General features: G+C 67.4%; 12 protein-coding genes. All 12 read right to left on the bottom strand.

Annotation, left to right across the window (positions count from 1 at the left end):
- Positions 1–6 precede the first annotated feature (6 nt).
- The 12 genes from ACEN9H_RS12265 to ACEN9H_RS12210 all read right to left on the bottom strand — a co-directional run bounded on the left by ACEN9H_RS12265 (position 7) and on the right by ACEN9H_RS12210 (position 13,472).
- Positions 7–1,137, bottom strand: coding sequence for an FAD-dependent oxidoreductase (locus tag ACEN9H_RS12265; protein ID WP_413674961.1), 1,131 nt, complete (start codon positions 1,135–1,137; stop codon positions 7–9).
- A gap of 1 nt (position 1,138) precedes the next feature.
- Positions 1,139–1,489: a Rieske (2Fe-2S) protein gene (locus ACEN9H_RS12260; protein WP_413674960.1), complete on the bottom strand. Its 351-nt coding sequence runs from the start codon at positions 1,487–1,489 to the stop codon at positions 1,139–1,141.
- The gene (locus tag ACEN9H_RS12255; RefSeq protein WP_413674959.1) at positions 1,470–2,414 is read right to left on the bottom strand and encodes a VOC family protein; all 945 of its coding nucleotides are present in this window, start codon (positions 2,412–2,414) and stop codon (positions 1,470–1,472) included. Before ACEN9H_RS12255 ends, ACEN9H_RS12260 begins: the two co-directional genes overlap by 20 nt.
- Positions 2,415–2,439: 25 nt before the next feature.
- Complete coding sequence (locus tag ACEN9H_RS12250) at positions 2,440–3,600, bottom strand: alpha/beta hydrolase family protein (protein WP_413674958.1); 1,161 nt, start codon at positions 3,598–3,600, stop codon at positions 2,440–2,442.
- A 17-nt stretch (positions 3,601–3,617) separates the two neighbouring features.
- Positions 3,618–5,852: a TonB-dependent receptor gene (locus ACEN9H_RS12245; protein ID WP_413674957.1), complete on the bottom strand. Its 2,235-nt coding sequence runs from the start codon at positions 5,850–5,852 to the stop codon at positions 3,618–3,620.
- A 240-nt stretch (positions 5,853–6,092) separates the two neighbouring features.
- The gene (locus tag ACEN9H_RS12240; protein WP_413674956.1) at positions 6,093–7,229 is read right to left on the bottom strand and encodes a Gfo/Idh/MocA family protein; all 1,137 of its coding nucleotides are present in this window, start codon (positions 7,227–7,229) and stop codon (positions 6,093–6,095) included.
- Entirely contained in the window at positions 7,226–8,296 is a 1,071-nt protein-coding gene (locus tag ACEN9H_RS12235) for a sugar phosphate isomerase/epimerase family protein (protein WP_413674955.1), read from the bottom strand. Before ACEN9H_RS12235 ends, ACEN9H_RS12240 begins: the two co-directional genes overlap by 4 nt.
- Positions 8,297–8,305: 9 nt before the next feature.
- Positions 8,306–8,680, bottom strand: a complete 375-nt coding sequence (locus ACEN9H_RS12230) for a DUF6379 domain-containing protein (RefSeq protein ID WP_413674954.1) — start codon at positions 8,678–8,680, stop codon at positions 8,306–8,308.
- A 10-nt stretch (positions 8,681–8,690) separates the two neighbouring features.
- Positions 8,691–9,680 carry a sugar phosphate isomerase/epimerase family protein gene (locus ACEN9H_RS12225; protein ID WP_413674953.1) on the bottom strand — a complete coding sequence of 330 codons (990 nt, stop codon included), beginning with the start codon at positions 9,678–9,680 and terminating at the stop codon, positions 8,691–8,693.
- Positions 9,681–9,717: 37 nt separating this feature from the next.
- Positions 9,718–10,926, bottom strand: a complete 1,209-nt coding sequence (locus ACEN9H_RS12220) for an MFS transporter (protein WP_413674952.1) — start codon at positions 10,924–10,926, stop codon at positions 9,718–9,720.
- Between the two features lie 169 nt (positions 10,927–11,095).
- Positions 11,096–12,541, bottom strand: coding sequence for an MFS transporter (locus ACEN9H_RS12215; protein WP_413674951.1), 1,446 nt, complete (start codon positions 12,539–12,541; stop codon positions 11,096–11,098).
- A gap of 19 nt (positions 12,542–12,560) precedes the next feature.
- Positions 12,561–13,472: a LysR family transcriptional regulator gene (locus ACEN9H_RS12210; protein ID WP_413674950.1), complete on the bottom strand. Its 912-nt coding sequence runs from the start codon at positions 13,470–13,472 to the stop codon at positions 12,561–12,563.
- Positions 13,473–13,487 lie beyond the last annotated feature (15 nt).

The raw sequence follows: 13,487 nt of genomic DNA, 5'->3' as shown, positions 1-13,487 counted from the left end.
GTCTCCTCAGATGGGTGCCGCGAGCGCGCCCAGCGTGGCGCGCATGATGCGGGCATGTTCTTCCTTGTCGCCGCCGGCGATCTCGATCTCGCCCAGGCGGCCCGAGTTCTGCACGACCATGCGGCAGCGCTCCCAGCGCCTTGCCAGATAGCGGTCCAGCGCCTGGTCGATGCTGCCGGCTTTCGACAGCTCGTCGGCCAGCACGAGCGCGTCCTCGATGCCGATGCAGGCGCCGGATGCCATGTGCGGCGTCGTCGCGTGCACCGTGTCGCCGATCAGGACGACGCGGCCCTTGTACCAGGGGCTCGGCATCAGCAGGCTTTCCAGCGGGCGGTAGATGATCTGCGAGTCTTCGTCCAGCTGCTCGCGCACGCGCTGCAGGCGCGGGTCGGGAAACGGCGCCAGCAGCGCTTTTACGCGCGCCAGGAATTCGGACGGGTCGATGTAGTCGTTCGTCTCGCGGTCTTCCGTCACGAACACATACATCTCGTCTTTGGACACCGGGTTCAGGCCCGGCTTGATCTTCGGCCCGAGCCACATCATCGTGCCGTTGATGTCGGCGGGACGCGGCAGCACGGCGCGCCAGACGCCCTGCCCGCTGTAGCGCGGCTTCGGCGCATCCGGGAACACGGTCTCGCGCACTTTCGAATACAGGCCGTCGGCGCCGATCACGAGGTCGTAGCGTGACGTACTGCCGTCCGTGAACGTCACGTCCACGCCGCTGGCGTCCTGTTCGATGCGCGTGAACGTCGTTCCGAGGCGCACGTTCGTGCCGGACTGGCGCGTGGCATCGGCCAGGATGCGCGCCAGCGCGGGCCGCATGATCGCGCCGTTGCCCGGCACGTCGGGGCCGGCGAGACGCGGCGTCGGCAGTTCGGCAACCTTCTGGCCGGTCGGGATGTGGATCTCGACGCCATCGGACGCCGCGCCTTCGGCGAGGAATTCGTCGATGACGCCCAGTTGCACGAGCGCGCGCATCGTCGCGCCGCCCAGGCTGATGCCGGCGCCGTACGAACGCCAGCCCGGGTCGATCTCGACCAGGTCGACGGCGATGTTCCGCCTGCGCAATTCGATGGCGGCGGCCATGCCAGAAAAGCCGCCGCCGATGATCAGAACCTTGTTGACTGGCGCTGCCATGTCATGTCTCCTTCAGGTATATCTCGTTATCGCGGACATCCAGCGCCACCTTCTGCAACCGCTGGCCCAGGCACGGCCCGAGCGTGCAGATGCCCGTCGCGATGTCGAACTGGGCGCCGTGGGCCGCGCACACGATGCGGTCGCGCGCGGCGTTCAGGTATTCGTCCTTGCGCCAGGCCATCGGCGTACCGCCGTGGTGCGGGCAGGCGTCTCGCCAGGCGTACAAACGCTCGCCTCGGCGCACCACGACCACCGTGTCCTGGCCGGTGCGCGCCGGATCGAAGCCGCGCGAACCGCCGTCCGGCACGTCGTCGAGCCGGCACAGGAACACGTCAGTGCCGCTCGCCGACACCGGCCGCTCCGGGCGGCGGCCCGCCCGGAGCCCATTTATCCCGCTGCTGGAACAGGAACAGCTGCGACGCATCGGCACTCATCGGGATTGCACGCGCGGTCCACTGGTCGTCGTGCAGGTCCATGTCGGCGTCGTACTCGACGTGGCAGCCGAGCGGGCTGTTGAAGTACCAGAACCAGTTCGAGCCCATCTTGTGGCGGCCCGGGCCCCAGAACGACTGGTAGCCCTTGTTCACGAAGCGCGTGCCGGCCTGCAGGACTTCCGTCGGGCCGCCCATGTGGAACGTGAAGTGTTCGCAGCCCTTCATGAACGGCGGCGTCTGGATCAGGAACAGCGTGTGATGATCAATCGTGCCGGCGGGCTTCAGGAACGGTCCCGCGCCCAGCAGGCGGTCGGTGCAGGCAAAGCCCAGGCGCTCGACGTAGAACGCCTCCGCCTTCGCCGCATCCGGCACGAAGTAGACGACGTGCGACAGGGTGCGCGGCCGCGCCGGCGCGTTCTCGTCGACGGCCGTGTGGTTGACGGGCCGGTTCGGCGCGCCGGGCGCGTTCACGGCTTCGGCGGGCAGACCCAGCGGACGGCGCACCGTCACCTGGAAGCCGAGCACGAAGCCCATGTCGTCCACGGTCTCCAGGCTGCCGTCGGCCAGCGTGCGCACGTCGCGGTCTTGCCGCAGTTCCGCGGCGATGGCGGCCAGCGCCTGCGCATCCGCCACGCCGTAGACCGTCTTGCGCAGCATGCTGGCGGTGCCGAGGCCTGCGGGCAGCGTGGCATCGTCCTTGTGCCTGAGGACGATCGCGGTGCCGTCCAGCGCTTCAAAACGCCCGTCGCCGACAGGTTCCAGGCCGTAATCGGTCAGGTATTGCGCGCACGCAGCGACGTCGTCCACGCCGAAGACCAGCGCGTCGGGTCCGATGATGTTCATGTGATTCTCTCTGTCTTGTCGTGGTTCAGAGGGCGGTGCGACCGCCCAGGGCTTCGGCCACCCAGTCGGCGATGTAGGCGCCGGCGTTGGCCGAGTTGTCGAAGCTGGAGTGCTGCACGCCGCCTTCGCGTTCGGTGAACACCTTCAGTTCGCGTTTCGGGCTGTTGACGAGCTGCTCGTACGTGCGCTCGGCCCAGTGCAGCGGAATCTGCGAGTCCTTCTGGCCGTGCGTGACGAGGAACGGCACCTTGATGCGGTCCAGGATGCCGTCCAGGTGGACGTGCTCCGCGATCTGCATGAACTCGTCCATGTCCTTGGCGCCCCACACCCAGCGCACGTGCTCCCAGTAATGCGGCACGGGGAAGCTGCCTTCTTTCGCCAGGCGCTTCTTTTGCACGTCGCGCCAGTCGTGGTTCGCGCCCCAGACAACACCCATGACGAAGCGCGGTTCGAAGGCCACGGCGCGCGGACAGTAGTAGCCACCCAGCGACACGCCTTCCAGGCCGATGCGCTTCGGATCGACGTCCACGCGCGTCTCGAGCCAGTCGACGAGCTTGCTCGCCCAGCGCTCACTGTCATACACCGCATGCATGCCGTGCAGGCGCAGCGCCTCGCCGGTGCCCGGCTGGTCGATGACGAGCGACGACACGCCGCGCTTCGCCAGCCACGCCGGCAGGCCGACCCGGTACTTCATCTCCTTGGTCGAATCGAGGCCGTTGACCTGGACGAGGATCGGTGCCGGCCCCTCCACGCCCTCGGCCCGCACGTACAGGCCGGCGATGTGCGCGTCGCCGTACGGGATCTCGACGCGCTCGCAGTTTTCGCCGGACAGCTTCACGCCCCGGGCGAAGACGTCGCGGAACCGGCGATACAGTTCGATCCGGCCCGGCGCGCCGTGCGCCTGCAGGCGTTCCGCCGTGAGCAGGTAGATCGCGGCGCGGTTGTACTTGTCGCCGGCGGAGATCAGGCGGCCGCGCGCCTCGTCCTCTTCGGCCAGGCCGCACAGCTTGTCGGCCATCTGCGACCAGGTCTCGCGGAAGGCCTTCGTGCCGGCGGCGTCGGGCTGCTTCGCCGCCTCCTGCAGCGGCGCGCACATCGCTTCGATCTCGCCGATCCGGGCACCCATCTCGATCGCGAGATCGACCGAGAGGTTCCAGACGTAGTTGGTGGGGAAATACTTGAACATGCTCGGTACCCGTGAAATCAGAAGTTGTAGCCGACACGCACGCCGTAGGTACGCGGATCGCTGATGAAGAAGCCGCCTGGCACCCGGCTCTCGATCTTGATCGTGTCCTCGATGTTGCGGACATAGCCCTGCACCGTCCAGTGGCCGCCGCCGTCCGTCCAGGTGACCGACGCGTCCGACTTATGCGTGGCCGGCTGGCGGTAGCGCACGTTCGCGTGCAGGTCGCTGATCAGGTAGGCGCCCATGAAGTGCGTCCCGACGGTGGCCGCCACCTCGCCGCCGTTCGCGACCGCGAAGTGGTGCGTGTACGCGAGGTTCGCGGTAGAGATCGGCGCACGGTCAAGATGCTGGCCCGAGTAGTCGACCGTGGCGGACGGCTTGTAGTTCTTGAACTGCGCATCCGTGAGCGACAACGAGCCGCGCAGTTCGCCGTCGTCGCCGACGCGGACCTTGCCTTCCAGTTCGACACCGTCGACCTTCGAGTTCGCCGCGTTCACCGTGTACGAATCGCAGGTGCTCGGGTCGTTGGTGCGGCACGACGTCGTCGTCAGCTGCTGGTCCTTGTAGTCGTAGTGGAAGACGTTGGCCGCCACCTGCAGCGTGTTGTCGAAGAACCGGCCCTTCACGCCCGCCTCGTAGGCGCGCAGCGTCTCCGGCTTGTACGTACCGGCAGCCTTGGCGCTGTTGAAGCCGCCGGCCTTGTAGCCCGTCGACACGTTCGCGTACACCATCACGTTACGCATGAGGTCATGATCGAGGCCGATCTTCCAGCTCGTATTCCGGAAGCTCACGTCGGCAGTATAGGCTTGGTCGCTGAACGTGGAGCCCGGATTCGCCGCGGCGCCGCCCAGCGGGTCGTCGCCCGTCTTGCGGTCGCGGGTGCCGCGCAGGCCCAGGGTCAGACGGGTGTCCGGACGCAGGTCGTAAGTCAGCTGACCGAATGCCGCTTTCGAGTTGTTCGTGATGACCGAATCGAACGGCTGCGTGACCGTGAAGCTGCCGAACGGCGCCGTAATGAACGTGTTGAAGCTCGCGTTGCGCTTGATCGTCTCGTCGAAGTAGTACAGCCCGGCGACCCAGCGCAGCGGACCGGTGCCCGTCGAGTTGAAGCGCAGTTCGTGCGAGATTGCATGGCTGTTGCCCGCCAACGGGTTGGTGAACGGGAAACCGAAGTAGATGCCGTTGTTGACCTGGTCGAGGTACAGGTTCATGCTGGCCACCTGGTACGTCGCGTCGACCGTGCCGACGCGCGTCTTGAATTCGCCGCGGAACGAATCGGCACGGTTGTCGCGGTGCGCGTTCGCATCCTGCTTGAACAGCGCGGAGGCCGTGCGCTGCGTGTCGGAGCCGCGATCGACGTACACCGGGTGCTCGATGTTGTTGCCGGTGCCCGGGGGCGAGAACGGGAGATTCTCGACCATCGTGCCGGTGAAGAAGTTCGTGTTCGGTACCGGCGCCGGCGGGGCGCCCTGGATCTTGCTCGACTCCGCCGTCAGCAGCAGGCTCGTATCGGCGCTGAATTTGCCGAGCAGGTGGATGCGGGCCGATTTGTCGTCCTGGCTCTCCAGCGGCACCCTGTTCGGGCCCGGGTTCAGGAAGGTGTCGTGCTTCTGCACGTCCACGGCGGCGCGCAGCGCCCACATGCCGTTGATCGGCACGTTGATCATGCCGTCGAGGCGGCGCGTGTTGTAGTTGCCGATGTCGACGCTCACGCTGCCTTCCAGCTTGTTGGTCGGCTTGTTCGTGATCAGGTTGATGGCGCCGGCCGTCGCGTTGCGGCCGTACAGGGTGCCTTGCGGACCGCGCAGCACTTCGATGCGGTCCAGGTCGAAGAACGCGGCCGTCTGCGCTTCGTAGCGCGGCACGTAGGCGCCGTCGATGTGGAAGGCGGCGGACGGGTCGCCCTTCTCCGTCATGTCCAGGCTCGTGACGCCGCGGATCGCCACCTGCAGCATGCCGCTCTCCTTCGAGATCTCGACGTTCGGCAGCATCTCGGCCATCGAACGGGCATCGGTGACGCCGGCGTCCTTCAGGTCTTCGCCGGACATCACGGACAGCGCGATCGGCGTCTTGCTGGCCGGCTGCGCGACCTTTTGCGCCGTGATGATCACTTCGGTGATCCCTTTCGACTTCACCGCGGGTGCGGCGTCGGTGTTCGGTGCATCCGTCTGCGCCAGGGCGGCGCTTGCGGCGGACAGGTAACCTGCCGCGAACAGGGATTGCGCGAGGACGGACAGCGTGGGGCTTTTCATTATGTGTCTCCAATTAATCCGGCAGTTCTGTGGGCTGCCGTGGGCTGATGTCATGCGAAAAATGGTATGTGTTTCCGGCCGTTTTCCCAATCCGATAATTTGGATTCGAGCTATCGATGGCATGGATATCGGATCCTTGCTGCATCGACGCCGCGACGGTGCGGGACGAACCGTCGGGACGAGCGCACCCGCCGGGCGCATCGAGCATGCCCGGTCGGATTCGCTTCACAAGCTGGGAGATCAGTGCGCCGGCAGCGGCACCCAGGCCCCGCCTTCGCACGACGACGCCTGCACCGTTTCGATGAACAGGACGCCGCGCAGGCCGTCGGCGATGGTCGGGAACCAGGCTTCGCCCGGATCGCTTCCATCACGACGGGCCAGCAGGTGCCGCGCCACTTCCGTGTACAGCGCCGCGAACGCGTCGATATAGCCTTCCGTGTGCCCGGCGGGTACGCGGCTCAGGCGGCGCGCGGCGGGATGGGTGCCGGGGCCGTTCCGTTCGAGGATGCGGGTCGGCTCGCCCAGCGGCGTGTACAGGAGTTCATTGGGCTGCTGCTGGCGCCATTCGATGCCGCCGCGGCTGCCGAACACGCGGATCCGCAGATCATTGGCGTGGCCCGGCGCCACCTGGCTGGCCCACAGCATGCCGCGCGCGCCGCCGGCGTAGCGCAGCATCACCTGCACGTCGTCGTCGATGGCGCGGCCAGGGACGAAGGTGTTCAGTTGCGCACACAGGGATTCCAGCGGCTGGCCGACGATCGTATCGGCCAGGTGCCACGCGTGCGAACCGATGTCGCCGATCGCGCCGCCGCCCGCGCGCGCCGGGTCGGTGCGCCACGCGGCCTGCTTCTGGCCCGTCTGTTCCAGCGGTTCCGCCAGCCAGTCCTGGGCGTACTCCACCTGCACGACGCGGATGTCGCCCAGCTGGCCCGCCTGCACCATCGCGCGGGCCTGGCGCACCATCGGGTACGCCGAATAGTTGTGCGTGACGGCGAAGATCAGGCCCTTTTCCGCCGCCAGCGCCTGCAATGCACGCGCATCGTCGCTGTTGGTCGTCACCGGCTTGTCGCAGATGACATGGATGCCCGCTTCCAGGAACGCCCGCGCGACCGGCGCATGCATGTGGTTCGGCGTGACGATGCTGACGACCTCGATGCCGTCGTCGCGCGCCGCTTCCGCCCGCGCCATGTCCGCATAGTCGGCATGGACGCGGTCCGGATCGAGTCCGAGCGCGGCGCCCGAACGGCGCGACGTGTCCGCATTCGACGAGAATGCGCCGGCCACGAGCCGGTACCGATGGTCGAGCGCTGCGGCGTGGCGGTGCACGGCGCCGATGAACGCGCCCTCGCCGCCGCCGACCATGCCCAGGCGGATCATCGCGCACCTCCCGCGATGCCCAGCAGCCGCGCATTGCGCTCGGCGTCGCCGTCACTGCCCGCGAAATCGTCGAACGCCTTGTCCGTCACCCGGATGATGTGGTCGCGGATGAAGCGCGCCCCCTCTTCCGCGCCCTGCTCCGGATGCTTCAGGCAGCATTCCCATTCCAGCACGGCCCAGCCGGGAAAATCGTACTGCGCCAGCTTGCTGAAGATGGCCTTGAAATCGACCTGGCCGTCGCCCAGCGAGCGGAAACGGCCCGCGCGGTCCGCCCACGGCTGGTAGCCGGAGTAGACGCCCTGGCGCGCATCGGGACGGAACTCGGCATCCTTCACGTGCACGACCTTGATGCGGTCGCGGTAGCGGTCGATGAAGCCCAGGTAGTCCAGCTGTTGCAGCAGGAAATGCGACGGATCGTAGGCAATGTTCAGCCGCGGGTGGTGGTCGACGCGTTCGAGCAGCATCTCGAACGTGGCGCCATCGAACAGGTCCTCGCCGGGATGCAGCTCGAACGCGAGGTCGACGCCCGCGTCGTCGTAGGCGTCGAGGATCGGGCGCCAGCGGCGCGCCAGTTCGTCGAACGCCGTCTCGATCAGGCCCGCGGGACGCTGCGGCCACGGGTACACGAACGGCCACGCGAGCGATCCGGAAAAGCTGATCGACGCCGTCAGGCCCAGGTTCGCGGACGCCTTCGCCGCCAGCAGCATCTGGTCGACGGCCCAGCGCTGGCGCGCCGCCGGGTTGCCGCGCAGCTCGGGCGGCGCGAAGCCGTCGAACGCTTCGTCGTACGCAGGGTGCACGGCGACCAGCTGGCCCTGCAGATGCGTGCTCAGTTCCGTGATCGCGACGCCGCTTTCCGCCGCGATGCCGGCGATCTCGTCGCAATACGTTTTACTTTCCGCCGCGCGGGCCAGGTCGAACAGGCGGCGGTCGTTCGACGGCACCTGCACGCCCTGGTAATCGAGGCTGCCGGCCCAGCGCGTGATCGCCTTCCAGTCGTTGAACGGCGCGGTGTCGCCCGCGAATTGGGCGAGGAAAATCGCCGGTCCCTTGATCGTCGTGGCCATGACGCCTCCTTAATCGACTTCGAGTTCGGTCGTGCAGGATGTCACGGGGCTCCAGGGCAGGTACGAGATGCGCAGCTGCACGGCGGCCGTGACGGTGTGCTTGCCGGGCGCGAGGCTGCGCCCGGGCACGGAGACGTCGGCCACTTCGCCGAATTCCCAGCGCTCGTCGTAGGTCGTCTCCAGTTCGTCGAGGGTCCACGTCCTGCCGCGCACCGTGAAGCGCACGTCGTCGCGCGGCACCTTCTCGCCGTCCACGGTCAGCGCGATATCTTCCACGGCCGACAGCACCTGGCCGCGGTAGTAAGGCAGGCGCACGCCCACGTGCCAGCCGGCGTCCCCGTCGTTGCGCAGCGAATCCGGATAGATGATGTGTTTGTCGTACATGCCATACTCCTTATTGTTCGCCCAACAGGCGCTTGAACATCTCTTGCTGGCGCCGCACCTGCTCACGCCCGTCCACCTCGAATGCGTCCTCGATGTGACGCTGGCCCTCGTATTCGCTGGACAGGTGGCCGTCGTAGCCGCCCTCGATCAGCACGGGAATGATTTCCTCGTATGGGATCGCAGGTTCCTTGCCCGTCTCGTCGATCTCGTAGAACTTGGCGTGGATGTGGAAGATCCATGGCATGAACTCCAGCATGCGGCGCGGGTTGCTCCAGATGTTGTGGCGCAGCGTCTCGGCCATCTGCAGGTCGACGGGATTACCGCCCAGTTTGCGCACGTCCATGATCACGTAGTCCGGCAGCACGCGCGCTTCGTGCGCCTGCAGGATGAACTCGACGATCTTCGGCGTGGCGCCCATGCGCAGGAAGCGGTCGCGGAAGACGGGCGGGTAGTGTTTGATGTACATGCCCATGTCCGGCACATAGCCCACGTGGTTCGACCCGGTGGCGCGCGTGATCTCGGTGTAGCGCAGGATCCACGGGTGGTCGAAGTGGAACGGCGAGTGGACTTCGATGCCGATGCGGATGTCGAGCTTTTCCGCCAGCGGCACGCACGCGACGACGACTTCCGGCGGCGTGTTCACGATGATGCGCACGGTCGGGCAGCCGATGCGCTTGGCGAAATACAGGTCGCGCTCGAGCGACGCGACCATCTCGTCGAAGTTCAGGCGGCGGTCCTTGTACAGCTTGATGTCCATGAACATGTCGTGGCACTGGGCGTACGCGTTGTGGCGGTCGAGCGAGGCGAACCAGGCGGCGACCTGCTCGTCCGGGACGTTCGGGAAACCGGTGAAGGATTGTTCGCTGACGACTTCGATGCCGCGCGCGCCGAGGCCGGCGGCGTGGGCGATGCAGTCGTCGAGGGTCATCGTGCGCAGGAAGGTCTCGTACTGGTAGCTGTACAGCGAGACGCCTCGCTTGATGCGATGCTGTGTGGTCATGGGGGTCCTCGGTTGCTGGCGTAAAAATCGGTGGGTCTTACATGCCCGGTTGCGGGCGGGCGGCGCGGGCCGCACGGTAATGGAGCAGGCAGGCGCCGGCGGCGCACGCCGCCGCGATCAGGCCGAACGCCAGGAAGGCGACCTGCAGGCTGCCGACGGCGGCGCGCATCACGTTGACGACGGCCGGCGACAGGAATTGCGCGACGAAGAACGAGCTCGCCCACCAGCCCATGCCGCGGCCGCGGTGCTCGAACGAGAATTTGCTCTGGGCCCAGGCGATCAGCGCCGGCACGATCAGGCCATTGGCCAGTTGCTGGACGAACGCGAAGGCCAGCGCCACCTTGTAGTCCGGCGCGAGGCCGATGCCCGACAGTCCGATCGCATAGCCGAGGAATACGAGGAAAATCTGCGTGCCGGCGCCGTAGCGCGTCGTCATCTTGAACAGGATCGCGCCCAGCGGCACGCCGATGCTCGGCAGCGCCATCGACAGGCCGATCGATTTCGGATCGCTGACGCCCAGGTCCTTCAGCAGCACGGAGAAGTTGATGACCTGGACATAGTAGATCGTCGACAGCAGGACGGTGACGCCGCAGACCGTCAGCGCGACGGCGTACGGGAAGCGCGTCGTCGCGGCCTGCCCGGTGTGCGCCTGCTTGCGGCGCGGTTCCGGCTCGAACAGGAACGCGAGGCTGGCGAGCAGGATCGGGATCGCGACGCCGTACACGAGGAACGGGTATTGCCAGCCCTGCGCGGCGAGGAAGCCCGAGCTCGCGATGGTGACGGTGCCGAGCACCGAGCCGACGACGCCCTGGATCATCAGCCAGCGGTGGCGCGCCTTCTCCTCGAAATAGTCGGCCAGCAGCGTGTTCACGACCGTCAGTACGCCCGCTTCGCCGAAGCCGATCACGAAGCGGCCTGCGACGACGGCCCAGAAGTTATCGATGAAGAACGGCACCAGCCCGCCGGCGCCGTAGAACGCCATGGACCACAGCAGCAGCGGGCGGCGGCCGAAGCGGTCCGCGATGACGCCGGCGCCGGGCGCGAACAGGGCGATGCAGGCGCTGGGGGCGGTGATCAGCAGCGGGACCATCAACGCGGCGTTCGGGACGTCCCGGAAGTGGCCCAGCAGCGTGGGAAGCGTGGGTGCGAGGGCGATGATCGCCATCACGGGCAGGAAGCCGGAGATCACGAGGATCCAGCCCTGGCGCCAGTCGGCCTGGCGTGGTTGGGAAAGGGTGTTGCGCATCGCGTGTCTCCTTGTCATTGGCTGCGGCTTTGCCGCCGCATCCTGTCTTGTGCAGGAAATAGAACCAGAATTATGATATCGACTTCTTTTCGTTTCCCCAAGCGAAAAATTGCGGCTGTTGGGCGATTGTTTCGATAGCAGCTATCCATGCCGTGGATAGGCGCCGAACCTACGCCCGCATCGCCTTCGCGAGCCGGCCGGCGCCCAGCGCGCCCACGGCCAGAAGACCGAGCAGCAGCGGCAATACGTGCAAATAAGCGCGCTGGTAGCCGCCGGCGGCCGTGGCATCCAGGCCGTGAAAAAACACGAGTCCGGCCAGCGCCACACCGAATGCGGCCGCCACCTGCTGCACGGTCGTCAGCAGTCCCGCCGCGACGCCGGCCGACGCGACGGGTACGTCGCGCAAGGTGGCAAACGACAGCTGCGGCCCGCACAGTCCGAGGCCGATACCCATGCCGTATTGCGCCGCCAGCAGCAGCGGCCAGGAGAGAGCGCCGTCCAGCGCGAACGCGCACAGCACGAGGCTCAGGGCGGAGACGCCGATCCCCGCCAGCAGCGTGCGTACGCCGATGCGCCGGTTCAGCCGGGGCCCCAGCAGGGTGATGCCGGTCATCGCGCCGAACGCGATCGGGGCGCAGGCGTACGCCATCTGCGCGGCCGTCAGCCCCCTGCCCGTCTGCAGCGCGAACGTCATCACGAGCAGGTAGCCCGGCATGATCGGGTTCACGCACAGGGTGCACAGCAGCCCGAGGCTCACCTTGCGGAGCCGGAACAGCGCGGGGTCGACGAGCGCGTCGCCGTGGCACGCCTGGCGCTTCAGCAGGTGACGCCACGTGATCCAGCCCAGCGGCACGGCAGCCAGCAGCATCAGCACCAGCGCCGCCGGCCAGTCGCGGGATGGCCCCTCGATCAGGGGCGTCAGCAACGCGAACAGCACGACGACGGAGAGAGCGGCGCCGCGCAGGTCGACCGCGACCGGGTGCACGCCGCGGCCCGGCGGCAGCAACAGCGCGCCGGCGACGAGGCTGACGAGGCCCAGCGGCAGGTTGATGAGGAACGTGAGGCGCCAGCCGAGGCCGAGCCAGTCGGCGTCGATCAGCAGGCCGCCGACGATGGGACCCAGCGCGGCCGAGAAGCCGCCCAGGAAGCCGAACACGGTGTAGACCTTGTAGCGCTCCTCGGGCGGATACATCACTTGCACGAGCGCCATCACCTGCGGGACCATCAGCGCGGCGCTGGCGCCCTGCAGCAGGCGCGCGACCTGCAGGCTCAGGGTATCCGGCGCGAGGCCGCACGCGACGGACGTCGCCGTGAACGCGGCGATCCCGGCCAGGAACATGCGGCGGTAGCCGTGGCTGTCGCCGAGCCGGCCGCCGACGATCAGCAGCACGGCGAACGCCGTCGCATACCCGGCGACGATCCATTCCAGCGCCGCCTTGGGCGCATGCAGGGTGGCGCCGATGGACGGGACGGCGACGTTGACGATGGTCGTGTCGAGCAGGTCGATCACGAACGCGAGGGCGACGGCGATCAGCGCCAGCGTGCGGCGGCGGTGGCTGTACGACGCGGCGGCATGGTGCGCGCTGCCCTCCGCACTGGAAACGGCTTCATTCATTTTTCGATAGTCGGTGAGGTCAAACGCCGCGGGCGACGTCGACGAACAGGTCGCGCAGCCAGCGGATGGCCGGGTCGTTGTTGCGGTGGCGGTGCCATTGCAGCGATTGCACGAGGCGGGGGATGCGCGGCGGCGGTTCCCACACCCGGATCGGCAGGGCCTCCTGCGCGCGCAGGGCGATACGGCGGTGCACGGTGGCGATGCGGTCGGTGCCCACGACGAGCGACGGCAGCCCCGTCATCGTCGGCGCCGTCACTTCCACGCGGCGCTTGACGTCGTAGCTCTCGATGAACCAGCCGTCCAGGGTCGGCAACGGATTGGCGCTCGCGAACGTGGGAATCACGTGGCCGCACGACAGGTAATCGTCGAACGTGAGCTTGTCCTGGATGCGGCTGTGGCCCTCCCACGTCACGCACAGGTAGTCTTCCTCGAACAGCACGGCGGACGGGTGCTCCTTCGCGAGGTATTGCGACGGGATGACAAGGAAGTCGGCGTCGCCCTGCTCCAGCACGTCGGCCGGCTGGCGGTCGTACTGGTGGCGCAGGCTCACGCGCACGCCCGGCGCCTGGCGGTACAACGCCTCCAGCAACGGCGGGACCAGCACGGCCATCGTGTAGTCGGACACGAGGATCGTGAACGTGCGCGTTTCCGTGGCCGGATCGAACTGCGGCTGCGTGGCGATGGTGCTGTCGATGCGCATGAGGACTTCGCGTACCGGCTCGACCAGCTCCTTCGCGCGCGGCGTCAGCACGAGCTGGCGCCCGGCACTGACGAGCAGCTCGTCGTTGAAGTAGTCGCGCAGGCGCGCGAGCGCACTGCTCGTCGCCGACTGGCTCAGGTAGATCTTTTCCGCCGCGCGGCTGATGTTGCACTCGGTGAGGAGCGCGTTCAGCACGACCAGCAGGTTCAGGTCCAGTTTATTGAATCGCATCGCGCACCATCCGCC

This window comes from Massilia cellulosiltytica, assembly GCF_047325105.1.
Taxonomy (GTDB): domain Bacteria; phylum Pseudomonadota; class Gammaproteobacteria; order Burkholderiales; family Burkholderiaceae_D; genus Telluria; species Telluria orientalis.
This window is presented reverse-complemented; position numbering and strand designations above follow the sequence as displayed.